This is a genomic window from Streptomyces sp. NPDC050548 (genome assembly GCF_044457385.1).
GTDB lineage: Bacteria > Actinomycetota > Actinomycetes > Streptomycetales > Streptomycetaceae > Streptomyces.
In genome coordinates, this window is record NZ_JBITGV010000001.1 from 603,242 (window position 1) to 624,683 (window position 21,442).

Annotated in this window: 23 protein-coding genes; 14 read left to right on the plus strand and 9 right to left on the minus strand. The window is 70.4% G+C overall.

Features of this window, described 5'->3' with window-relative positions; genetic code table 11:
• The first annotated feature begins 58 nt into the window (after nt 1-58).
• Nucleotides 59-664: a Uma2 family endonuclease gene (locus tag ACIBJH_RS02845; protein WP_399115050.1), complete on the plus strand. Its 606-nt coding sequence runs from the start codon at nt 59-61 to the stop codon at nt 662-664.
• Between the two features lie 111 nt (nt 665-775).
• Nucleotides 776-2,152, plus strand: a complete 1,377-nt coding sequence (locus ACIBJH_RS02850; protein ID WP_399115051.1) for an FG-GAP and VCBS repeat-containing protein — start codon at nt 776-778, stop codon at nt 2,150-2,152.
• 9 nt (nt 2,153-2,161) lie between these two features.
• Here ACIBJH_RS02850 and ACIBJH_RS02855 read toward each other — a convergent pair whose 3' ends face one another.
• On the minus strand, nt 2,162-2,902 hold the full coding sequence (locus tag ACIBJH_RS02855; protein ID WP_399115052.1) for a hypothetical protein: 741 nt from the start codon (nt 2,900-2,902) through the stop codon (nt 2,162-2,164).
• Between the two features lie 75 nt (nt 2,903-2,977).
• Here ACIBJH_RS02855 and ACIBJH_RS02860 point away from each other — a divergent pair, with 75 nt between their 5' ends.
• From ACIBJH_RS02860 to ACIBJH_RS02875, 4 genes are all read left to right on the plus strand, one after another.
• Nucleotides 2,978-3,388, plus strand: coding sequence for a VOC family protein (locus ACIBJH_RS02860; RefSeq protein WP_399115053.1), 411 nt, complete (start codon nt 2,978-2,980; stop codon nt 3,386-3,388).
• A 94-nt stretch (nt 3,389-3,482) separates the two neighbouring features.
• Nucleotides 3,483-3,890: a hypothetical protein gene (locus ACIBJH_RS02865; protein WP_262056093.1), complete on the plus strand. Its 408-nt coding sequence runs from the start codon at nt 3,483-3,485 to the stop codon at nt 3,888-3,890.
• Entirely contained in the window at nt 3,887-4,408 is a 522-nt protein-coding gene (locus tag ACIBJH_RS02870; protein WP_399115054.1) for a thiol-disulfide oxidoreductase DCC family protein, read from the plus strand. Before ACIBJH_RS02865 ends, ACIBJH_RS02870 begins: the two co-directional genes overlap by 4 nt.
• Nucleotides 4,409-4,419: 11 nt before the next feature.
• On the plus strand, nt 4,420-5,205 hold the full coding sequence (locus tag ACIBJH_RS02875) for a TetR family transcriptional regulator (RefSeq protein WP_399115055.1): 786 nt from the start codon (nt 4,420-4,422) through the stop codon (nt 5,203-5,205).
• A gap of 9 nt (nt 5,206-5,214) precedes the next feature.
• On the opposite strand, the gene ACIBJH_RS02880 is transcribed toward ACIBJH_RS02875, so the two are convergent.
• Complete coding sequence (locus tag ACIBJH_RS02880; RefSeq protein ID WP_399115587.1) at nt 5,215-7,617, minus strand: MMPL family transporter; 2,403 nt, start codon at nt 7,615-7,617, stop codon at nt 5,215-5,217.
• A gap of 187 nt (nt 7,618-7,804) precedes the next feature.
• Here ACIBJH_RS02880 and ACIBJH_RS02885 point away from each other — a divergent pair, with 187 nt between their 5' ends.
• Nucleotides 7,805-8,491, plus strand: coding sequence for a response regulator transcription factor (locus ACIBJH_RS02885; RefSeq protein WP_399115056.1), 687 nt, complete (start codon nt 7,805-7,807; stop codon nt 8,489-8,491).
• Complete coding sequence (locus tag ACIBJH_RS02890; RefSeq protein ID WP_399115057.1) at nt 8,488-9,942, plus strand: sensor histidine kinase; 1,455 nt, start codon at nt 8,488-8,490, stop codon at nt 9,940-9,942. The genes ACIBJH_RS02885 and ACIBJH_RS02890 overlap by 4 nt, the downstream gene beginning before the upstream one ends.
• 13 nt (nt 9,943-9,955) lie before the next feature.
• On the opposite strand, the gene ACIBJH_RS02895 is transcribed toward ACIBJH_RS02890, so the two are convergent.
• Together ACIBJH_RS02895 and ACIBJH_RS02900 are read right to left on the minus strand one after the other, a co-directional pair.
• On the minus strand, nt 9,956-10,303 hold the full coding sequence (locus ACIBJH_RS02895) for an ATP-binding protein (RefSeq protein WP_399115058.1): 348 nt from the start codon (nt 10,301-10,303) through the stop codon (nt 9,956-9,958).
• Nucleotides 10,282-11,838 (minus strand): ABC transporter substrate-binding protein, encoded by a 1,557-nt coding sequence (locus ACIBJH_RS02900; protein WP_399115059.1) that lies wholly within the window; start codon nt 11,836-11,838, stop codon nt 10,282-10,284. Before ACIBJH_RS02900 ends, ACIBJH_RS02895 begins: the two co-directional genes overlap by 22 nt.
• Nucleotides 11,839-12,093: 255 nt before the next feature.
• Between ACIBJH_RS02900 and ACIBJH_RS02905 the strand changes: the two genes are divergently transcribed.
• Both ACIBJH_RS02905 and ACIBJH_RS02910 read left to right on the plus strand, forming a co-directional pair.
• Complete coding sequence (locus ACIBJH_RS02905; protein ID WP_399115060.1) at nt 12,094-12,690, plus strand: DinB family protein; 597 nt, start codon at nt 12,094-12,096, stop codon at nt 12,688-12,690.
• A 57-nt stretch (nt 12,691-12,747) separates the two neighbouring features.
• Nucleotides 12,748-13,311, plus strand: coding sequence for a dihydrofolate reductase family protein (locus ACIBJH_RS02910; protein WP_399115061.1), 564 nt, complete (start codon nt 12,748-12,750; stop codon nt 13,309-13,311).
• A gap of 24 nt (nt 13,312-13,335) precedes the next feature.
• On the opposite strand, the gene ACIBJH_RS02915 is transcribed toward ACIBJH_RS02910, so the two are convergent.
• Together ACIBJH_RS02915 and ACIBJH_RS02920 are read right to left on the minus strand one after the other, a co-directional pair.
• The gene (locus ACIBJH_RS02915) at nt 13,336-14,562 is read right to left on the minus strand and encodes a metallophosphoesterase (RefSeq protein WP_399115062.1); all 1,227 of its coding nucleotides are present in this window, start codon (nt 14,560-14,562) and stop codon (nt 13,336-13,338) included.
• A 4-nt stretch (nt 14,563-14,566) separates the two neighbouring features.
• The gene (locus ACIBJH_RS02920) at nt 14,567-14,806 is read right to left on the minus strand and encodes an SCO4848 family membrane protein (protein ID WP_399115063.1); all 240 of its coding nucleotides are present in this window, start codon (nt 14,804-14,806) and stop codon (nt 14,567-14,569) included.
• A 91-nt stretch (nt 14,807-14,897) separates the two neighbouring features.
• On the opposite strand from ACIBJH_RS02920, the gene ACIBJH_RS02925 reads away from it, so the two are divergent.
• Entirely contained in the window at nt 14,898-16,220 is a 1,323-nt protein-coding gene (locus ACIBJH_RS02925) for a D-alanyl-D-alanine carboxypeptidase family protein (RefSeq protein WP_399115064.1), read from the plus strand.
• Here ACIBJH_RS02925 and ACIBJH_RS02930 read toward each other — a convergent pair.
• Nucleotides 16,168-17,118 (minus strand): YihY/virulence factor BrkB family protein, encoded by a 951-nt coding sequence (locus ACIBJH_RS02930; protein WP_399115065.1) that lies wholly within the window; start codon nt 17,116-17,118, stop codon nt 16,168-16,170. The genes ACIBJH_RS02925 and ACIBJH_RS02930 overlap by 53 nt on opposite strands.
• A 107-nt stretch (nt 17,119-17,225) precedes the next feature.
• Between ACIBJH_RS02930 and ACIBJH_RS02935 the strand changes: the two genes are divergently transcribed.
• Nucleotides 17,226-17,969 carry a decaprenylphospho-beta-D-erythro-pentofuranosid-2-ulose 2-reductase gene (locus ACIBJH_RS02935; RefSeq protein ID WP_399115066.1) on the plus strand — a complete coding sequence of 248 codons (744 nt, stop codon included), beginning with the start codon at nt 17,226-17,228 and terminating at the stop codon, nt 17,967-17,969.
• 9 nt (nt 17,970-17,978) lie between these two features.
• Here ACIBJH_RS02935 and ACIBJH_RS02940 read toward each other — a convergent pair whose 3' ends face one another.
• Both ACIBJH_RS02940 and trpS read right to left on the minus strand, forming a co-directional pair.
• A complete protein-coding gene (locus tag ACIBJH_RS02940; protein WP_399115067.1) occupies nt 17,979-18,557 on the minus strand; it encodes a 2'-5' RNA ligase family protein in 579 nt (192 codons plus the stop codon).
• A gap of 163 nt (nt 18,558-18,720) precedes the next feature.
• Nucleotides 18,721-19,734, minus strand: coding sequence for a tryptophan--tRNA ligase (trpS, locus tag ACIBJH_RS02945; protein WP_200715626.1), 1,014 nt, complete (start codon nt 19,732-19,734; stop codon nt 18,721-18,723).
• A gap of 185 nt (nt 19,735-19,919) precedes the next feature.
• Here trpS and ACIBJH_RS02950 point away from each other — a divergent pair, with 185 nt between their 5' ends.
• Nucleotides 19,920-20,480, plus strand: coding sequence for an RNA polymerase sigma factor (locus ACIBJH_RS02950; RefSeq protein WP_399115068.1), 561 nt, complete (start codon nt 19,920-19,922; stop codon nt 20,478-20,480).
• Nucleotides 20,467-21,381: a hypothetical protein gene (locus ACIBJH_RS02955; protein ID WP_399115069.1), complete on the plus strand. Its 915-nt coding sequence runs from the start codon at nt 20,467-20,469 to the stop codon at nt 21,379-21,381. Before ACIBJH_RS02950 ends, ACIBJH_RS02955 begins: the two co-directional genes overlap by 14 nt.
• Nucleotides 21,382-21,442 lie beyond the last annotated feature (61 nt).

A 21,442-nucleotide genomic window follows, 5' to 3' on the forward strand; every position in this document is an offset into this window, starting at 1 on the left:
CCCGTGGTCCGCCCGGCCTACGATGATGCTCTCGACAACAGCCCACGGGAGGCACGTGATGTCCGCAGCACCCGTCGAGCAGCCGCACGGCGACCGTCCGCTGATCGCGGAGGCGAACCTCGCCCAGGAGCGTCTTCCGGGCCACCGCGTCGAGATCATCGGAGGCTTGATCCTCTTGTCCCCGCCCCCGGACGGTGCTCACGCCGCCGCCCTGACCGACCTCATGGTCCCCTTCCTCACGGCCGGGCTGCACGGGACTGAGTCCATGGTGCTTCAGGGCGTCGGGCTCTGGCTGCCCAGCGGGGAGGACTTCGCGATCCCGGATCTCGCGCTGGTGGACGCGGACTTCCAGGAACACCTGGTCGAGAACAACTGCTACGAGCCCATCGCCTTCCGCCTGGTCCTGGAAGTCACGTCCAGCAACTACCAGAGCGACCTGCGCACCAAGGTCGCCGCCTATGCCGGTGCCGCTGTGCCCGTCTACGTCATCGTCGACCGCAAACACCAACGCCTCCACGTCCTGACGGACCCGACGACAGGCGAGTACGCCAACCACCGCGTCCACGCCCCCGGCGAACTCGTCAGCCTCCCGGACTCCCTCGGCGCCAAGGTCACCCTCGACGTCGCGGAGATCCTCAAGGCCGGGCAGCCGAAGGGCGATTGAACAAATCCCCGCACCTCGCACAACCCGCACGCCACTCCACGAGTCTCCTCCGTGTTCCCATCACAAGATCACGGCGGACAGCCGCCCGGCGCTGCCCGCAGCAGGAGACACATGTTCAGGACGAAGACCCACCGCCTGGTTCTCGCGACGGCCACGGCCGCCTCGCTGACCGGCGGACTGCTCACCCTCGCGGTGGGCCCCGCGACCGCCGCGACCCCCGCGAAGTACGCGGACGACTTCAACGGCGACGGCTACCGCGACTACGCGGTCGGCGACAGCGGTTCGGTCACCGTGACGTACGGGACCGCCACGGGCCCCGGCACCAAGGTGAAGACGTTCAACCAGAACAGCGCCGGGATTCCGGGCACTGCCGGTGACGCGGGCGGGTTCGCCGACGGGTTCGGTGAGTCCCTCGCGAACGCCGACTTCAACCGCGACGGATACGCCGACCTCGCCGTCGGCGACCACAGCGAGAAGGTCAGCGGCAAGGTCGCGGCGGGCGCGGTCACCATCGTGTGGGGCTCGGCGTCCGGCCTCGGCTCCAAGGCCAGCCGTATCTCCGTGACACCCCGCACCTACTACGGGTTCGGCGACGCCCTGGCGACCGGCGACTTCAACGGCGACGGCAAGGTGGACCTGGCGGTCACCGACGGAACCGAGACCCTGTACATCTACCGCGGCGGTTTCTCCACGTCGGGCACGACGGGCAAGGTGACCAAGCACGTCCCGAGCCCGAGCCTGACCGATGTCTTCGAGCCCACCGGGCTGGTCGCCGGGAAGGTCACCAAGGACAAGGCGACGGACCTGTACGTCCTCGGCCAGGGCTACAAGAACGACAAGATGACGCAGGCCGCGTGGTTCCTGCGGGGCGGCACCACGGTGAAGTCCGGCAAGTTCACGACGTACGACAGCTCGTCGCCGGACTACAGCCCCACGGGCGTCGTCGCGGACTTCGACAAGAACGGCTACGGAGACCTGGCCGTCAGCGACACCCCGTACAACAAGGGCGCGGGCTCGGTCGTGGTCATGCGCGGCGGGGCTACCGGCCCCACCACCAACTACCGCCTCAGCCAGTCCACTTCGGGCGTCGTGTCGGCCCCGGCCAAGGGTGACTCCTTCGGTACGGCGCTGTCCGCGGGTGACACCAACCGCGACGGTTACCCGGATCTCGCGGTGAGCGCCGCGGAGGAGAAGGTCGGTTCCGCCGCGGGCGCGGGCGGTGTGCACGTGCTGCGCGGCGGCAGGAGCGGTCTGACCGGCAAGAGCTCCCAGTGGTTCTCCCGCGCGACCGCGGGCGTGCCGGGCAGCCCGGCCGAGTCCGGCCTCTTCGGTCTCTACGTCCGGCTGCGCGACCTGGACCGTGACGGCGACGCGGATCTCCTGATCTCGGACAACAATGACCCGAGCGTGCTGCTCCCGGCCGGTTCGACCGGCATCACCACGGCCGGCGCCACGGAGCCGGCTCTGCGGGCGAACTTCCCGCAGTAGTGGTCGACATCAGCCCTCGGACGCCGGTGAGGCCGTCCGGCCCACGATCAGCTCATAGAAGATCGGCTCCCCGGTCGTCGTGACGCGGTGCTGGAACCGTGAACGTTCCAGCACCTCAAGGCTTCCCTCCGCCACCGCCTTCGCGACGGCGACACCGAACCCCTCCGGGTCCGACTCGTCCATCCACCGCTCGTCGAGCGTGAAGGCGACGGGCGCGTCGGCCGGCAGCAGCGCGAGCGCGTTCTCCAGTGCCCTCGGTGTGGCGTGCGTGCCGCCGAACGCTCCGGCCGACACCAGTCCCCCGAGCCTGTACGGCCGCAGCGCCTCGCGGAGGGTGTCGTCGTCGCGCTGGAAGTCGCCGATCACGTAGTCGGCGTAGACGCCCGGCCGGTCGCGCAGAGCGGCCTCGCGCGCCGCCGGCAACGCGTCGACCCCGACGACCCGGGCGACACCGCCGCCCCGCACCAGCTCGCCGACCAGTCCCGTGCCGGAACCGACGTCGAGGACCGTCAGCCCGCCCGGCTCCAGGCCGAGGCGCTCGACCGCGCGCAGGAAGCCCGCCGCCGCGACCTGGGGCGAGGTGCACTGGAGCAGTTCCTGGACGACGTGTTCGTAGAGGCCGGGCACGGCGTAGATCCGCGCGTACTCGTGCAGATGGACCGTCTCGTGGTCGTTCAGCGCGATGTACTCGCCGTCGGCCTCCGGCGGGCCGAGCAGCCGGACTCCCGCGAACACATCCACATCTGCCATGCGCGCGACATTATGCGAACGCGCCTGTGGGCAACAATCCCCGGCCTTTGCCGATCATCGCCCTAACCTGACGACATGTCAGATGAAGAGTCGTACGAACTGCTCGGCTTCGACAACCTCCTCCTCCCCGTAGGGGACCTCGCCGAGGCGGTCCCCTTCTACGAACGTGCCGGATTCACCGTGGGGTTCCGGCTCGACGACGCCGGTATCGCGATCCTGAAGGTCGGCGGCGAGACGCCGGGGGTGCTGCTGCGGCTGGAGGACGGGCTCGGGCACCGGCCGCCGCCCTGGCCCTCGCCCCGCGCATGGCTGGAGGTCCCGGACGCCCGGAAGGCCGCGGAGCACCTCACCGCCGCCGGAATCACCCCCCTCGACGCGCCCTTCTCCGTGGCCACCGGGTGGACCGTGGAGATCGCCGACCCCTGGGGCAACGTCATCGGTTTCACGGACTACACGAAGCGGCCGGAGCTGGCACGGCGGGTGTGACGCAGCTCCCAGCGCAGGCGAGTTGAACGTGTTCAAAAGTACGTCTACATTCTCCTTGTCAGCGTTTTGAACGCGTTCAAGAAGGGGGAGGCGCATGGACCGCACGGTCGTCGCCTACGTCATCTATCTGATCGTCAGCATCGGACTCACCGTCTGGGTGGCCCGCACGCTCAGCCGCAACGGGCGGATCTTCCTCGCCGACGTCCTACGGGGGAACGAAAAACTCGCGGAGGCCGTGAATCACCTCCTCGTAGTGGGCTTCTACCTCGTGAACCTCGGGTTCGTCGCCCTGTACCTCAGCGGGGACGGCACCATCGAGGACACCCGGGGCATCTTCGAGGCCCTGTCGACCAAGGTGGGCGTGGTGCTGCTGGTGCTCGGGGTGATGCACCTGGGGAACGTGTTCGTGCTGAACAAGATCCGGCGGCGCGGGGTCATGGAGCGGGAGCAGGTACCGCCCATCGCGCCGCAGGGGTGGGTTCCGCCGACGGCCGGGGCGTGACGGGGGTGGCCCCGGACGTCGGCGGGACCCAGGACCGGGACGCCTCGCGCGTCCCGGTCCGCGGGCTCACCGTCCTCTACGACGCCGACTGCTCCCTGTGCGCCTTCCTGCGCGACTGGCTCGTACGGCAGTCGCAGCTGGTGCCCCTGGAGCTGGTACCGGCGTCCTCCGAAGAGTCGCGACGGCGCTTCCCCGGGCTCGACCACCGGGCCACCCTCGACGAGATCACCGTCGTCGGCGACTCCGGGCAGGTCTACCGGGGCGCCGCCGCCTGGATCGTCACCCTGTGGGCGCTGCGCGAACAGCGGCCCCTGGCGCACCGGTTGAGCACCCCGGCCGGCGCCCGGCTCGCCAAGGGCGCCGTGCTCGCCGCCGCCAAGTGGCGCGGGGGGCAGTGGGGCCCGGGGCGGTGGGGCGGCGGTGTGTACCGGCAGAGCGACGGGTGGACGTACGACCCGAGCAGCGGGTGGTCGTACACCGGGCCGGGCTGCGTCGGCGGTTCCTGCCCCACTGGATAGGCTCTGTCCCCGTGCCCGCGAACAACGACGGCCCCGACGACGGCGCCACCCCCAGCAAGTCCGAGCAGACCCGCGCGCTCATCCTGGAGACGGCCATGCGGCTGTTCCAGGAGCACGGCTATGACAAGACGACGATGCGGGCGATCGCCAAGGAGGCGGGCGTCTCGGTCGGCAACGCCTACTACTACTTCGCCGGCAAGGAGCACCTGATCCAGGGCTTCTACGACCGTATCGCCGAGGAGCACCGGCTCGCGGTCCGCGAGGTGCTGGACCGGGAGACCGATCTGGAGGCACGGCTCGCGGGCGTGCTCCGGGTGTGGCTCGACATCGCGACGCCCTACCACGAGTTCGCGGTGCAGTTCTTCAAGAACGCCGCCGACCCGGACAGCCCGCTCAGCCCGTTCTCCCCGGAGAGCGAGCACGCGCGCGTGCAGGCCATCGCCGTCCACAAGGAGGTCCTGTTCGGCGCGAAGACCAAGGTCGCGCCGGAACTGCGGGACGTGCTCCCGGAGTTGATGTGGCTCTCGCAGATGGGCCTGGTGCTGTACTGGGTGTTCGACCGGACCGAGGGGCGCGAGCGCAGCTACCGGCTCGCCGAGCGTGGCGCCCGGCTCACCGCGCGCGGTGTGTCGTTGGCCCGCTTCCGGGTGCTGCGCCCGCTCGTCCTTGAGGTGCACGAGCTGTTCACGGACTTCCTGCCGGGCATGACCCACGCGCTGCCCGACCCGGCGAAGAAGAAGCGGGGGGACAAGCGCGGGGCGTCCGCCGCCGGTCCCGCCGACGACGAACGCCCCTGAGCGATCGGGTCAGTTGACGGCGTCGACCTCACCCTCGGCCAGCTCGACGTCGTAGACCAGCGGATCGTCCGTCACGGTCACCTGCCGGGCGGTCGCGCCGTACGACGGTGCCGTCGTCGCCAGGAGGTAGGTCCCCGGGCCCGGCACCGAGACGATGTACGAGCCGTCCGCCAGGGACTCGACGCGGTCCAGTTCGCGTCCGCCGGTCGTCCGCAGCGTGACGGCGGCGCTCTCCACGGGCTCCCCGTCGGTCGTCCGGACGAAGCCGTGGACGGCCGAGGACGGGCCGTCGGGGACGGCCGGGGCGGGCTCCTCGGCGGGTTCCACCGCGAGGTGCGGCAGGCTCTTGTCGAGCCAGGCCGGGAGCCACCAGTTGGAGTTGCCCAGGAGGTGCATCGCGGCCGGGACCAGGGCCGTCCGCAGGATGAAGGCGTCCAGGGCGACCGCTGCGGCCAGGCCGACGCCCGCCGTCGCCGCGCCCGTGTTGCCGCTCAGGACGAAGGCCAGGAAGACGCAGACCATGATCAGAGCGGCGGAGTTGATGACGCGGCTGGTCTCCGCGAGGCCGACGCGGACCGCGCGGGCGTTGTCCTTGGTGTGGACCCACTCCTCGTGCATCCGGCTCACCAGGAACACCTGGTAGTCCATGGAGAGGCCGAAGAGCAGGGACAGCATGATGACCGGCAGGAAGGCGTTGATCGGGCCCTCCTTGCCGAGGCCCAGCATGTCCAGGCCCCAGCCCCACTGGAAGATCGCCACCAGGACACCGAAGGAGGCCGCCGCCGCGATGAGGTTCATCAGGGCGGCCGTCAACGGGACCACGAGCGAGCGGAACGCGAGCAGGAGCAGCAGGAAGCTCAGGCCGATGATCGTCGCGACGAAGAGCGGGAGGCGGTCGCCGGTGACGGACGCGAAGTCCTTCGAGATCGCCGTCACCCCGCCCACGTGACCGGTCGCGCCGGCCTCGGGTATCACCTTGCCGCGCAGGGTGTCGATCAGGTCGTCGGTCTCGACGGACTGCGGTGAGGTCTTCGGGACGACCTGGATCACCGTCACCCCGCCCGTGGGCGGCAGCGCGGCGACCCGGGCCACGTCCTTCGTCGCCTCGATGTCCTTGACCAGGGTGGCCGTGTCACCGCTCGAAGTGACCACCTGGAGGGGGCCGTTGAAGCCGGGGCCGAAACCGTCGGCCAGGAGGTCGTACGCCTTCCTGGTGGTCGTCGAGGCGTTGTCGTTGCCCTGGTCGGTGGCGCCGAGGCGCAGCGACAGCACGGGGAAGGCGAGGACGGCCATGACGACGAGGGCGAACGCGGCGATCCGGCGCGGACGCTTCTGCACTGCGGCCGACCAGCGGACCGCGAGATTGTCGGTGCGCTCCGGCTCGGGCCCGGTCGCGGCCAGCTTGCGGCGCTGCTTGCGGCTGAGCACGCGCGGGCCGAGGAAGCCGAGCAGCGCGGGCAGCAGGGTCGTGGCCGCGAGGACGCTCAGGACGACCGTGAGCGAGGTGCCGATGACGACGCCGTCCAGGAAGCGCAGCTGCGTCACCAGCATGCCGGCGAGCGCGATGCACACCGTGCCGCCCGCGAACAGCACCGCGCGGCCCGAGGTGTTGAGGGCGACGACCGCCGACTCCTCGGGATCCATGCCCCGTTGGAGGCCGCGCCGGTGCCGGGTGACGATGAACAGGGCGTAGTCGATGCCGACGCCGAGGCCGATCAGGGTGGCCAGCAGGGGCGCCAGGTCGGGGATGTCGGTGGTGTGGCTGAGGAGCTGGGTGGAGAACAGGCCGGTGCCGACGCCGAAGATCGCGATGCCGATCGGGAGCAGCATGGCGTAGAACGAGCCGAAGGCCAGGAACAGCACGACGGCCGCCGCGAGGATGCCGACGCCCTCGGCGATGCCGCCCGGCGGCTCCTCGACCCGCTGGACGGCCTGGCCGCCCAGCTCGACGTGGAGGCCGCTCTGTCGGGCCGCCTGCGCGGTGTCGACGACCTTCTGGACGAGCTCCTTGGGGACGGCGTTCGCCTGCTCGGCGAAGGTGATCTGCGCGTAGGCGATCGTCCCGTCGGAGCTGATCTGGGCCGCGCCCCGGGTGCCGGAGTAGGGGCCGGTGACCTCGCCGACGCCCTTCAGCTTCGCGATCTTGTCGAGGGCGGGCTGGATGCGGGTCTGTACGGACTGGTCCTTGACCGAGCCCGAGTCGACCTTCCAGACCACCGTGTCGGTGTCGCCCGAGCTGTTCGGGAACGCCTTCTGCATCAGGTCGTACGCGCTCTTGGAGTCCGTGTCCGGGAGGGAGAAGACGTTCGCGTAGTCCGTCCCCGCCGTCGTCGCCGAGAAGCCCAGGCCGAACAGTGCCCCCACCCACAGCAACAGGACCACCAGCCGGTGCCGATAGCACCACCGTGCCAATGCCGCCACGCTCAACACTCCTTATGCAAAACCGAGTTGACTCGGTCGATCGGTCGGATGGTCCCCCAGGTCCTGGGCTACACAATTGGCGGTGGCACGCGCGCGTGGACACGTCCTGGCCATGACTCTCAAGGAACTCCAAAGACCGGACGGCCCCGATGTCAGTGGTGCCGCCGATACTGGGGGCATGACGGCTCCAGGAACCGTGCTGGTGGTGGAGGACGAACCGAGCATCGCCGACGTCCTCGCCATCGCGCTGCGCTACCACCGCTTCGAGGTCATGACCGCGGGCACCGTCCGCGAGGCGCTCGCGCTGGCCGAGCGCACCCGCCCGGACTGCGCGCTGCTCGACGTGATGCTCCCGGACGGCGACGGCCGCGCGCTCGGGCAGGAACTGCGCGCCCGCAGGCCCGACCTGGCCCTCGTCTTCCTCACCGCACGGGACGCGCCGGCCGAGATCGTCGGCGCCCTCGGCTTCGGCGACGACTACATCACCAAGCCGTTCGACATCGACGTGGTCGTCGCCCGCATCACCGCCGTCCTGCGCCGCACCCGCCCCGCCGACGTCCTCCCCCAGCGCCCGCCGCTGCGCTACGGCGACCTGGAGCTGGACGACACGACGTACTCGGTGCACCGCGCGGACCGCTCGGTCGAGCTGACCCCCACCGAGTACGCCCTGCTGCGCTTCCTGGTGCGCAACGGCGGCCGGATCGTGCCCAAGGAGCAGCTGCTGCGCCATGTCTGGCAGTACGAGCACACCCCGCCGGAGTCGACCGTCGTCGAGACCTACATCAGCTATCTGCGGCGCAAGCTGGACACCCTGGGAGCGCCGGTGATCACCACCCGGCGGGGCGTCGGATACGGACTCGCATGAAGATCCGGCTGCCGAACTGCGAGCGCGGCGCCCACTCGCTGCGCGCCAAGCTGACCCTGGCCAATCTCGCGCTGCTCTCCCTCGGCATCGTCATGGCCACCGCCGTCAGCCTGATGGGCATGCGGCACTACCTGCTCGCCCAGGTCGACGCGGAACTCACCAAGTCCCGTGACTCGCTGAGCAGTTCGCAGCTCACCATGCGGCAGATCAACGTACTCAGCTCACTGGCCGGCATCGGCGACCGGCTGGTGCCCCAGCAGCAGCCCGGCTCCCCGAAGCCGGACACCGTGTTCGCGGCGGTCGACCGCCGGGGCAAGGTGCTCACCATCGCCGGGTACGCCCCGACCGCCGCGCAGCGGGCCCTCGCCGACGCCTTCCACGACCCGGCGGGGCTCACCAAGGACCGCACCCCGCGCGACATCTCGCTGCGCGGCGACTCCTACCGGGCCACCGGGACCCGACTCACCGACGGCACCTACATCCTGATCGCCGCCTCCACCGGCGGCCTGCACCACGGCATGGCCAAGGCCCTCAAGCTGGACCTCGCCTTCGGCAGCCTGCTGCTGGTGCTGCTCGCCACGCTCACGATGATGAGCGTGCGGCGGCGGCTGCGGCCCCTGGAGGACATGGTGGAGACCTCGACGGCGATCGCCGAGGGCGATCTGACCCGGCGCGTGCCCTCCAGCCACCACCCGACGCAGGAGGTCGAGCAGCTGCGTCTCGCCCTCAACTCCATGCTCCACCAGGTGGAGTCGGCGTACCGCACGCGCGAGCGCACGGCGGCCCAGCTCCGCCGTTTCGTCGCCGACGCCTCGCACGAACTGCGCACCCCGCTGTCGGCGATACGCGGCTATCTCCAGCTCTACGACAAGGGCATGCTGACCGAGCCCGACGAACGCAGACGCGCCTGGGACCGGATGAACGCGGAGGCCGACCGCATGGGCCGCCTCGTCGACGAACTCCTCACCCTGGCCCGCCTGGACCAGAGTCCCGAGCTGCGCTTCAGGAACGTCGACCTGAGCCGCCTGGTGCGCGACGCCGCCGAGGACCTGCGGGTGCAGCAGCCGGAGCGGCCCGTCACGGTCGGCGCCGACGGCTCCCTGCTGGTGCGCGCCGACGAGTCGGGCCTGCGCCAGATACTCGGCAACCTGGTCGCCAACGTCCGCACCCACACACCCGCCGACGTGCCCGTGCGGCTCGGCCTGGAGCGTGAGGACGGGGTCGTACGGCTGTGTGTCGCGGACCAGGGCCCGGGGCTCTGCCAGGACGACGCGGCCCGCATGTTCGACCGCTTCTTCCGGGCGGGCGGCGGTGCGGGCAGCGGACTGGGGCTGGCGATCGTGCAGGGCGTCGTCCAGGCGCACGGCGGGGACGTGGCGGTGCGGACGGCGCCGGGCGAGGGGCTCGCGGTGACGGTGACCCTGCCGACGCGGGCGCCGGTGCCGTCGTAGGACATCGGGGGTGTCAGGGAGTGTCGTCGCCCTGGACGAGGGCCCACACGGTCTTGCCGTGTGCGCCGCGGCCGGCCTCCGCCGCGGCCGTCACGACCCGCAGCCGGGGCTCGCCCCGGCCCTCGTCCGACACCTCGATGAGGCAGGAGCCGTCCGCGAGGGCGGTCACCGCGACCTCGAACTCCCGCTCAAGGAGCGGCCCGTGGCGTACGACGTTGGTGGCCGGCTCGGACACCGGCAGCACCGCGTCCTGGAGTGCCGGATCGTCGCTCGCGTGCCCCCAGTCGGCCAGATGGTCCCGGACCCGGCGCCGGGCGAGGTCCGGCTCGGCGGGTGGGCTCAGATCCAGTCCAGCGCCCACAGGCGGAACACGCCGGTGCCGTCCGTGAGGTAGGAGATGCCGCCGACGTCCTCGCTGCTCACGACGTAGTCCTTGCGCTGCCACAGCGGGATCAGCGGCACGTCCTCGGCGACGTCCGTCTGGACGTCGCGGAAGTCGTCGTCGACGCGGCTGCGGTCGGCGAACTTCTGGCTGTTGAGGATGAGTTGGTCGACGAGCTTGTTGCTGTAGCCGGTGTTCATGGTGGAGCCGGTGCCCACGAGCGCGGAGCCGAAGGTGTCCGGGTCGGGGTAGTCCGCGGCCCAGCCGACCGCCCACGCGTCCAGCTTTCCGGTGGCCCAGCGCTTCTGGAAGTCGGTCCACTCGTAGCCCTTGACGTCCACCTTGAACAGGCCGCTCGCCTCCAGCTGCTGCTTCAGCTCGGCGGCCTCCTCGGCGCCGGAACCGTGCCCGATGCCGTAGCCGTAGGTGAAGCGCACCGGGACGGAGACACCCGCCTCTTCGAGGAGGTCCTTCGCCTTGCTGACGCTCTCGGAGGGGTACGCGTCGAAGAAGGACGTCGTGTGGCCGACGAGGCCGGCCGGGATCAGCGAGTACAGCGGGTCGACCGTGCCGTCGTACACCGTGGCGGCCAGCTCGTCGCGGTTGATCAGCCAGGCCATGGCCCGCCGGACGAGGACGTCGTGCAGGGGCGTGCCCTTGCGGGTGTTGAGGTACAGGTTGCGGGTCTCGGAGCTGTCGGCCTCCGACACCCGCTGGTTCGGGTCGCTGGCGGAGAGCCCGGAGAGCATCTTCGGCGGCAGCTGCCGGGTGGCGACCTGGACCTGCTTCGCCTTGTACGCCTTCTGCAGCGCGTCCGAGTCGGCGTAGTACCGCAGCTCGATCGGGCTCCCGGTGTTCTTGACCGCGCCCTTGTAGTGGCTGTTGGGCTTCAGGACGGCCTTCTTGTCCTTCGTATACGTCGACAGGATGTACGGCCCGGTACCGTCGGCCTGGAAACCGTTGCGCGGGGCGTCCTTCGGGTACTTGGTGCTGTCGACGATCGCACCGGCGCCGGTGGCCACCTTGAACGGGAACGTGGCGTCCGGCGACGACAGATGGAAGGTGACGGTCATGCCGGAGGCGTCGACCGAACCGAGCGTGGAGAGGAGGGGCGCCGGACCCACATCCGAGTTGATCTTCTTGACCCGGTCGAAGGAGTACTTCACGTCCGCGGCGGTCATCGTGCGCCCGCTCGGGAAGGTGAGCCCGTCGCGCACCACACAGCGGTACGTCCTCAGCCCGCTGCCCACGAACCCGCAGCTCTTGGCCGCGTCCGGGACGGGTGACGTACCGCCCGAGTCGAACGTCATCAGCGACTGGTAGACGTTGTTGTACAGCGCCCAGGAACCCGCGTCGTACGCGGCGGCCGGGTCGAGCGAGGTGACGGCGTCCGTCGTCCCCACCGTGATCGTCTTGTTCTTGTTCCCGTCCGACGGCAGCAACTGCCAGCCGCCGACTCCCACGGCCGCCAGAACAAGCAGTGTCGCGAGAATCCGTATGCGAACCGACCGCATCGGTGTGCCCTCCCCAGGACCCTCCCGGGCCCGTGCGCATATGCCACTCCCCTAGTGGCGCGGATCACCTAACCACAGGAGTTTCGTCCGGGGGAAGAGAGTTCTACCGAGATGAGAAAGAACTTACCGACGAGTGTTAATCGCCCGTTTCACAGGCGACTCCCAGCCATTCGCCGAGGGCGCCCGCACCGGCAACTCAGCTTGTTTCGAAGCCAGTTCGACGATTCCCTCCCGAAGATGGCAAGCTCGTGCCACATGATCGATGGATTCGCGAAGGACACCCTGCACGGAAGACTGCGGCGGGACCGCGAGGCACTGCTCTGGAAACTCGACGGCCTGTCCGAATACGACGCCCGCCGGCCCCTGACAGCGACCGGGACCAACCTCCTCGGCCTGGTCAAACACGTGGCCACCGTCGAGGCCAGATACTTCGGCGAGGTCTTCGACCGCCCTTCCCCGGAACCGCTGCCCCGCTGGCAGGACCACTACGGCAGCGACCTGTGGGCGGCCGAGGACGAGACCCGCGAGCAGATCGTCGCGTTCTACCGGCGCACGTGGGACCACTCGGACGCGACGATCGACGAGCTTCCCCTCGACGCCCCCGGCCACGTGCCGTGGTGGCGGGAGCCGCAGCCGAACACGAACCTGTTCGCGATCATGGTCCACGTCCTCGGCGAGTCCAACCGCCACACCGGACACGCCGACATCCTGCGCGAGGGCCTCGACGGCCGGACCGGGATGCGCCCCGAACACGAGCAGCCGATCGACGAGGCAGCCCGTGCGGCCTACTGCGCCAAGATCGAGCGGGCCGCCAGGCCGACGCTTGGGGGTTGTCTCCCGGCACACCGATGAGTTTCCCGCGCCGCCCCGGTCTGTACGCGTGAGACCGATTCACGGAAGGCTTACGCCATGCGGAAACTGATCTACGGCATGAACGTCACTCTGGACGGCTACATCGCCGCGCCCGGCGACGACATCGGCTGGAGCGTGCCGAGCGACGAGCTGTTCCAGTTCTGGTCCGACCAGCTGCGGGCGACCGACCTGTCGTTCTACGGGCGCAGGCTGTGGCAGACGATGAGTTCCTACTGGCCGACCGGCGACCAGCAACCGGGCGCCACCCCGGCGGAGATCGAGTTCGCGCGGAGCTGGCGGGACATGTCGAAGGTGGTGTTCTCCTCGACGATCGACAAGGTCGACTGGAACACCCGCCTGGTCACCGGAGACGCGGTCGCCGAGATCACCCGCCTCAAGGCCGAGGACGGCGGCCCGATGGACATCGGCGGCGCGACACTCGCCGCGGCGGCCATGCGCGCCGGGCTGATCGACGAGTACGTACTGGCCACCGCGCCGGTCCTGGCGGGCGGCGGCACACCGTTCTTCACCGCGCTGGACAACTGGGTGAACCTGAACCTGGTGGAGACGCGGACGCTCCCCGGCGGCGTGATCCTGACCAGGTACGAGACGAGGCACTGAGCGCCCGCCCGGGAGGCACGGCAACTAGGCCTGTTTGGACGCCAGTTCGACGACCGTGATGTCCGACGGCGCCCCCACCCGGGTCGACGGTCCCCACGCGCCCGCGCCCCGGCTGACGTACAACTCGGTGTCCCCGTAACGCTCCAGGCCCGCGACCGTCGGATTGGCCGCCGCCGCGATGAAGTTGCCGGGCCACAGCTGCCCGCCGTGCGTGTGCCCGGAGAGCTGGAGGTCGACGCCGTGCTTCACGGCCTCGTGGATCTGCACGGGCTGGTGCGCGAGCAGCACGCACGCGCGCGTGGTGTCCCGATCCCCGAGCGCCTTGCCGAAGTCGGGGCCCTGGTCCTCGCTCTCGCCCTGGAGGTCGTTGACCCCGGCGAGGTCGAAGCCGGGGAGTTCGGTGCGGGCGTTCTCCAGGGTGTGGATGCCGAGCCTGCGGACCTCTTCCAGCCACTGTTCGGCACCGGAGAAGTACTCGTGGTTGCCCGTGACGAAGAACGACCCGTGCCGCGCCCGCAGTTGGGCCAGCGGAGCCGCCGCAGGCCCCAGGTTCTTGACGCTCCCGTCCACCAAATCACCCACGACGGCGATCAGATCGGGCTGCGTCGAGTTGATCGTGTCGACGACCTTCTGCGCGAACCCCCGCCCCAGGACCGGCCCCAGGTGGATGTCACTGACGACCGCGATCCGGAACCCGTGCGCGGACCGCGGCAGCTTGGCCAACGGCACGGTCACCCGCTTCACACTCGGCCCGCGCAGCACACCGTAGGTGCCGTAGCCGACGGTCCCCACGGCGGCAGCGGCGGCGGCACCCCCGACGACCCGGGAGACGAAGAGCCGACGGGAGGGGGCGGGGGTCTGCGGCTCTTCGGAGGTCTCTTCGGGGGCTGCGGATTCGGTCTCGTCCACGACCGTCCCGACCCGCCCGCGCCGTTCGACGAACCGCCGCAGCAGCGGCCGTAGGACCTCTCCCGCGAGGACGGCCAGCAGCAGGTAGATCGCCAGGGCCATCCACAGGAAGCCGGGCCAGCCCAGGACGCGCTGGAGCCAGAAGGGGGCGCCGCCGCGTTCGGCGGCCAGGGCCGCGATCATCAGGATCGGGCCGCCGATCAGTACGGCCGTGCCGGTGGCGCGGGCCGGGCCCCACGCGCGCGTGGTGTCGCGGACCAGGCGGCGCCAGACGTACCAGTGCGCGCTGCCGAGGACGGCGACCGCGACCAGGGCGACGAGCGCGATGACGACGACGGTCACTTCTCTATGACGTCTCGCGCAGTGCGCGCAGTCCACGCAACCCGAGGCCCCCGATGACCGTCCCCCATACGAAGGACACGACGGCCAGGGTCAGATGCACCCAGAAGTACGCCGTCGGCCGGCCGTCGTCGAAGGCCAGTCCGCTGCCGTCCGCGACGAGATTCTTGACGAAAGTGATCCAGATGATCCAGCTCCACACCCCGAAGGCGAGCAGGAACCAGGAGACGGGGCGGCTGAGCTTCATGAGTCCAGTATCGCCGTCGTCCTCCGGGGCCGGTGGCCGGGGTGGGGCCGGTGACGGGACTTCGGGTCCCTGGGCATGTACGTTCTCGTGCGTGCCCGCTCCACTGAAGACCGTCAGGCGATCCCTGCTGGTCCTTTCCGCCGCCCTGTCGTCCCTCGCGCTCACCGCGCCGCTCGCCCTCGCGGCCCCGAGTCCGACTCCCACCCCGAGTTCGTCGGCTGATGCGTCGGCGAGTCCGAGTACGAGTCCTACGGCCACTCCCCCGGGGAACATGTCGTCGGTGGGCGGTGCCCGGCTCGCGCAGGCGGGGACGCAGGTCAATCTGGCGGCCGGTGTCCCGGTCGTACCGAAAGACCTGACCGCGCGGTCGTGGATCGTGTCCGACGCCGAGTCCGGCGATGTGCTCGCCGCGCACAACGCGCACTGGCGGCTGCCTCCGGCGAGCACCCTGAAGATGCTGTTCGCGGACACCGTGCTGCCGAAGTTCCCGAAGACGACCGAGCACAAGGTGGTCGCGTCCGACCTGGCCGGCATGGGCGCCGGTTCCAGCGTGGTGCCGATAAAGGAGGGCGAGAGCTACACGGTCCGCGACCTGTGGCTCGGGGTCTTCCTGCGCTCCGGCAACGACGCCGTGCACGTCCTGTCCCACATGAACGGCGGCGTGGACCAGACCGTCGCCGACATGAACGCGCACGCCCAGGACCTCCAGGCACTGGACACGCACGTGGTGACGCCGGACGGCTACGACGAGCCGGGGCAGGTCTCGTCGGCGTACGACCTGACGCTGTTCGCGCGTTCCGGGCTGCAGAAGAAGGACTTCCGCGAGTACTGCTCGACGGTGAGCGTGAAGTTCCCGGGCGAGACCACGAAGGTGAAGGGCAAGTCGGTCCGCGGGACCTTCGAGATCCGCAACACCAACCGGCTGCTGAGCGGCGACTCGGACGTCTCGGTGTACCCGGGCATCGCGGGCGTCAAGAACGGCAACACCACCAACGCGGGCGCCACCTTCACCGGGGTCGCCGAGCGCGGCGGCAAGGTGCTGCTGGTGACCGTCATGAACCCGGAGAAGGACGAGCACAACGAGGTCTACAAGGAGGCCGCGAAGATCCTCGACTGGGGCTTCCAGGCGGCCGGCAAGGTGCAGCCGGTGGGTGAGCTGGTCGCGCCGAAGAACGCGGCGCAGGCGAGCGCCCAGCCGGGTGCCACGGCCAGCGGGGAGGCGGGCGGCGACACGGCGGGCACGAAGCCGGCCGCGTCCTCCACCCCGGTGGCCGCCGACGAGGACGGTTCGAGCGGGGTCGGGATCGCGCTCGCGATCGTCGGCGGGCTGCTGGTGCTGCTGGCCGGCGGGGTCTTCCTGGTCAACCGGCGCTGGCCGCTGCCGGATCTGGTCCGTCGTCGCCCGCGTCCCTGACCTTGGGGTCCTCGGTGTCGTCGGCCGGGACGTAGTCGTCGTCCTCGTCCGGTCTGCTCGGGGTCGCCGTCCAGGCGGCGCAGAACAGGACGAGTTTCGAGGTGAAGTTCATCCACAGCAGCAGCGCCACGGGGACGCCGAACGCGCCGTACATGCTCTTCGCTGCCACCCCCTGGATGTAGCCGCTGAGCAGCAGCTTCAGCAGTTCGAAGCCGACCGCGCCGATCAGCGCGGCCACGAAGAGGCGGCGGCGCTGGGGTTCGACGCCGGGCAGCAGGGTCAGGACGTAGAGCAGGAGCAGGAAGTCGGCGAGTACGGCGACGGCGAACGCGGCGATCCGCAGCAGGATCCCGCCCCAGCCGCCCTGGGCGATGCCCAGTTGGTCGTTGATCCAGTCGACCAGTGCGGAGGCGACGGTGGAGACGGCGATCGTCGCGAGGACGGCGCCGCCCAGGCCGATCAACACCCCGGTGTCGATGAGCTTGCGCAGCAGCGGGTTCTCGTCGCGGTCGGGCAGTTCCCACACCGCGCGCAGGCACTCCCGCATCGAGCCGACCCAGCCGATGCCGGTGAACAGCAGGACGGCACCGGCGATGAGGCCGACGGTGCCCGCGTTGTCCACCAGGGAACCGATGTTGAGCTGGTCGGAGATGCCGGGGACCTGCTCGGCGATCTTGTCCTGGAGTTCGTGCTGCTGGTCGGTGCTGAGGGTGGCGGCGGCGATCGCGGCGGCCACGGTCAGCAGCGGAAACAGCGCGATGAAACTGATGAAGGTCATGGCGGCGGCGAGCTGCGACCACTTCACCCGGTCGAGGCGCTCGTACGACCGCCACGCGTGCGTGGCGGTGAGGCGCACCAGTAGCGGCCCGATGAAGGGAAGCTTCTTCAGCCAGTCCATGATCCGATTCTGCCCCCGACCACTGACACCGAGGTGCGGGTACCTCACGAAACACGCGCGCGTGGCGCCCTATTGAACGCCCATAAGTGGACGATACGGTCACGGGCATGCGTCCTCCACAGTCCCTCCTCGTCCTCGGCGGTACGTCCCGGATCGCACTGGCCACCGCCCGCAGACTCATCGCCCGCCGCACCCGCACGGTGTGGCTCGCGGGCCGCCCCTCGCCCGCCCTGGAGAGTGCCGCCACGGAACTGCGCGCCCTGGGGGCCGAGGTCCGCACCGTCGCCTTCGACGCGCTCGCCCCCGACTCCCACGAGACCGTGCTCGGCAAGGTCTTCGCGGAGGGCGACATCGACATGGTGCTGCTCGCCTTCGGCACCCTCGGCGACCAGGCCCGCGACGAGCGCGATCCGGCCGCCGCGGTGCGGGTCGCGCGGACCAACTACACAGGCGCCGTCTCGTCCGGCCTGATCAGCGCCCGGGCCCTGCAGGCCCAGGGCCACGGCTGTCTGGTGGTGCTCTCCTCGGTGGCCGGCGAACGGGCCCGCCGCACGAACTTCATCTACGGCTCCAGCAAGGCCGGCCTCGACACGTTCACGCAGGGCCTGGGTGACGCGCTGCACGGCACGGGCGTGCACGTCATGGTCGTACGACCCGGTCTCGTCCGCTCACGGACCATGGCCGACCCGAGGGCCGCCTCGTTCACGACCACCCCCGAAGCGGTCGCCACAGCCATCGAACTGGGCCTGCGCCGGGGCTCGGAGACGGTGTGGGTGCCGGGGACCCTGCGCGTGGTGACCTCGGTGCTGCGGCACCTGCCGCGGGGACTGTTCAGACGACTGGCCGTCTGACGACCGTCCTCAGTGGCTGGGGATCGTTCCACGATCCGTGTGGGCCGCCTGGGGTGGTACGACGGCGCCGCCGAAGGTGAACTCGCGGAGCTTGCGCCAGACGTCGTCGGCGCCCTGCTCGTAGAGCGCGAAGCCGGTGCAGGACCACTCGGCGCAGTAGTCGGCGAGGGCAGCGAAGGCGCGGTCCATCGACTCGTCGTCGATGCCGTGCGCCACGGTGACGTGCGGGTGGTACGGGAAGTGCAGCTCGCGCGCCACCGGCCCGGAGGAGGCACGGATCTGCTTCTGCAGCCAGGTGCAGGCGGCGCCGCCCTCGACCACCTGGACATAGACGACCGGGGACAGCGGCCGGAAGGTGCCGGTGCCGGACAGCCGCATCGGGAAGGGGCGCCCGGCGGCGGCCACCGAGACGAGATGGTCCTCGACCTCGGACAGCCGCGAGGCGTCCACCTCGGTGGGCGGCAACAGCGTGACGTGCGTGGGGATGCCGTGCGCAGCGGCGTCGCCGAAGCCCGCGCGCCGCTCCTGGAGCAGGCTGCCGTGAGGCTCCGGGACCGGGATCGACACACCGATCGTTACGGTCCCCACGTCGTCTCCTGTCGTCCTGATCGGTGTCCTGTTGGTGAGCGCGGGCAGCCACGTGTGCGGCGGCCCGGCTATCGACTGTACGGCCACACCTGAGTTGTGGGCAGGCGCAACCGTAGTGATGTGCAGCGCTCTGTCCAGTGGTACTTCGGTGCGGTCGTACGCCTCAGTGCTTCGCGGGCAGGAAGCCCACCCGGTCGTACGCCTGCGCGAGGGTCTCGGCCGCGACGGCCCGCGCCTTCTCCGCGCCCTTGGCCAGGATCGCGTCGAGCGTCTCCGGGTCGTCCAGATACTGCTGGGTGCGCTCCCGGAACGGCGTCACGAACTCGACCATGACCTCGGCGAGATCGGTCTTGAGCGCGCCGTACATCTTGCCCTCGTACTCCTTCTCCAGCTCGGCGATCGACTTGCCCGTGAGGGTCGACTGGATGGTGAGGAGGTTGGAGACACCCGGCTTGTTCTCGGCGTCGTAGCGGATCACGGTCTCCGTGTCGGTGACCGCGCTCTTGACCTTCTTCGCGGTCGCCTTCGGGTCGTCGAGGAGGTTGATCAGGCCCTTCGGGGTGGACGCCGACTTGCTCATCTTGATCGACGGGTCCTGAAGGTCGTAGATCTTCGCCGTCTCCTTGAGGATGTACGGCTTCGGGATCGTGAAGGTCTCGCCGAAGCGGCCATTGAAGCGCTCGGCGAGGTCGCGGGTCAGCTCGACGTGCTGGCGCTGGTCCTCGCCGACCGGGACCTCGTTCGCCTGGTAGAGCAGGATGTCGGCGACCTGGAGGATCGGGTACGTGAACAGGCCGACGGACGCGCGGTCCGAGCCCTGCTTGGCGGACTTGTCCTTGAACTGGGTCATGCGGGCGGCCTCGCCGAAGCCGGTCAGGCAGTTCATGACCCAGGCGAGCTGGGCGTGCTCGGGGACATGGCTCTGGACGAAGAGCGTGCACCGGTCCGGGTCCAGGCCGGCGGCCAGCAGCTGGGCCGTGGCCAGCCGGGTGTTGGCGCGCAGGTCCGCCGGGTCCTGCGGGACCGTGATCGCGTGCAGGTCCACGACCATGTAGAACGCGTCGTGGGACTCCTGGAGGGCCACCCACTGGCGCACGGCGCCGAGGTAGTTGCCGAGGTGGAACGAGCCTGCGGTGGGCTGGATTCCGGAGAGCACGCGAGGACTGTCAGAGGCCATGTTCACCATTCTCTCAGGTCCCGGGACCCGGTCGGGAACCGGCCGGAACCGGGTGGGAGCGGGGTCGGAACGCGGTCGGAACGCGGTCGGAACGGATGCGGCAGGGGTGGGAACCGATCCGCCTCCGGCGGTGTACCAGATATGTGAAGACGCGGGAGGGGGGCCGCATCGTCGATGAGGTCGCGGTGATCGCACGCGTACGCGCCGGAGAGCCGGAGGCGTACGCGGAGCTGGTGCGGGCCCACACGGGCATCGCGCTCAGGGCGGCCGCGGCACTCGGGGCGGGTGCGGACGCGGAGGACGTGGTGCAGCAGGCCTTCGTCAAGGCGTACTGCGCGCTGGGCAGGTTCCGGGAGGGCTCGGCGTTCAAGCCGTGGCTGTTGTCGATCGTCGCCAACGAGACGAGGAACACGGTGCGTACGGCGGCACGCCAGCGCACGCTCGCCGGCCGGGAGGCAGCGTTCGCGGAGGCCGAGCCGCTGATACCGGAATCGGCGGATCCGGCGGTCGCGACGCTGGAGACGGAGCGCCGCGCGGCCCTGTTGTCCGCCCTGGAGCAGCTGAGCGAGGAGCACCGCCTGGTCGTGACCTACCGCTATCTCCTGGAGATGGACGAGCCGGAGACGGCCCAGGCCCTGGGCTGGCCGCGCGGGACGGTGAAGTCCCGGCTGAGCCGCGCGCTGAGGAAACTCGGGCGACTGCTGCCGGACTTCCGGCCCCGGGAAGGGGGTGATGAGTGTGAGTGACGGACGGGAGTCCTACGACGGCGAGGGTGCCGGCGCCGCGTCCAGGCTGCCGGAGGAGTTGCGGGCGCTGGGGCGTTCGCTGGACGCGCGGAGCGGTGGTGAGGGCGGGGCGGCCGGGGCCGAGTCGATGGTCGAGCGGGTGCTGGCGCAGATACTGGCCGAGCAGATCCCGGTCCCCGTCCAGGAGGCCGGGCCGAGCGGGGTCCGGGCGCGGCTGCGCGCTGTGCGGCAGTGGGCGCGGCTGCGCCGGCGCGCGCTGACGGCGGCCCTGTGCGGTCTGCTGACGGTGCTCGTGCTCACGCCTCCGGTGCGGGCGGCGGTCTTCGACTGGTTCGGCTTCGGCGGGGTCGAGGTGCGGTACGACCCGTCCGCGGTGCCCTCGGCCGGTGCCGTGGTGCCCGGGTGCGGCCGGTCGGTGACCTTGGCGCAGGCCCGTCGGCGGGCCGGGTTCGAGCCGCTGGTGCCGGACGCGCTGGGCGCTCCGGACGCGGTGACGGTGACCGGCGAACCGCGTGGGCGCTTTCTGGTCAGCCTGTGCTGGCGGGAGAGCGGGCACACGGTCCGGATCGACGAGTATCCGGCGCGGCTGGACATCGGCTTCGCCAAGACGGTGAGCCAACCGCCGGAATGGCTGTCGCTGGAGGCGACCGTCTCGCCGGACGGCATACGGGACCCGGCGCTGTGGTTCGCACGACCGCATCTGCTGAGTTTCTGGCTGGTGGACGCGGACGGGGACCGCTATACGCGGGCGGAGCGGACGGCCGGCCCGACACTGCTGTGGACGCACGCGGTCGCCGGAGTTCCCGGTGGTGATCTGACGTTCCGTCTGGAAGGGGTGGCGTCGAAGCGACGGGCTGTGGAGATCGCCAAGTCGCTCGACCGGCACGAGCCGGACGAATAGGGCGGGTGAAGTGGGAACCCCGGCGGGTCGGGCGGTGTACCAGAAGTGACAGGCGGCTCGC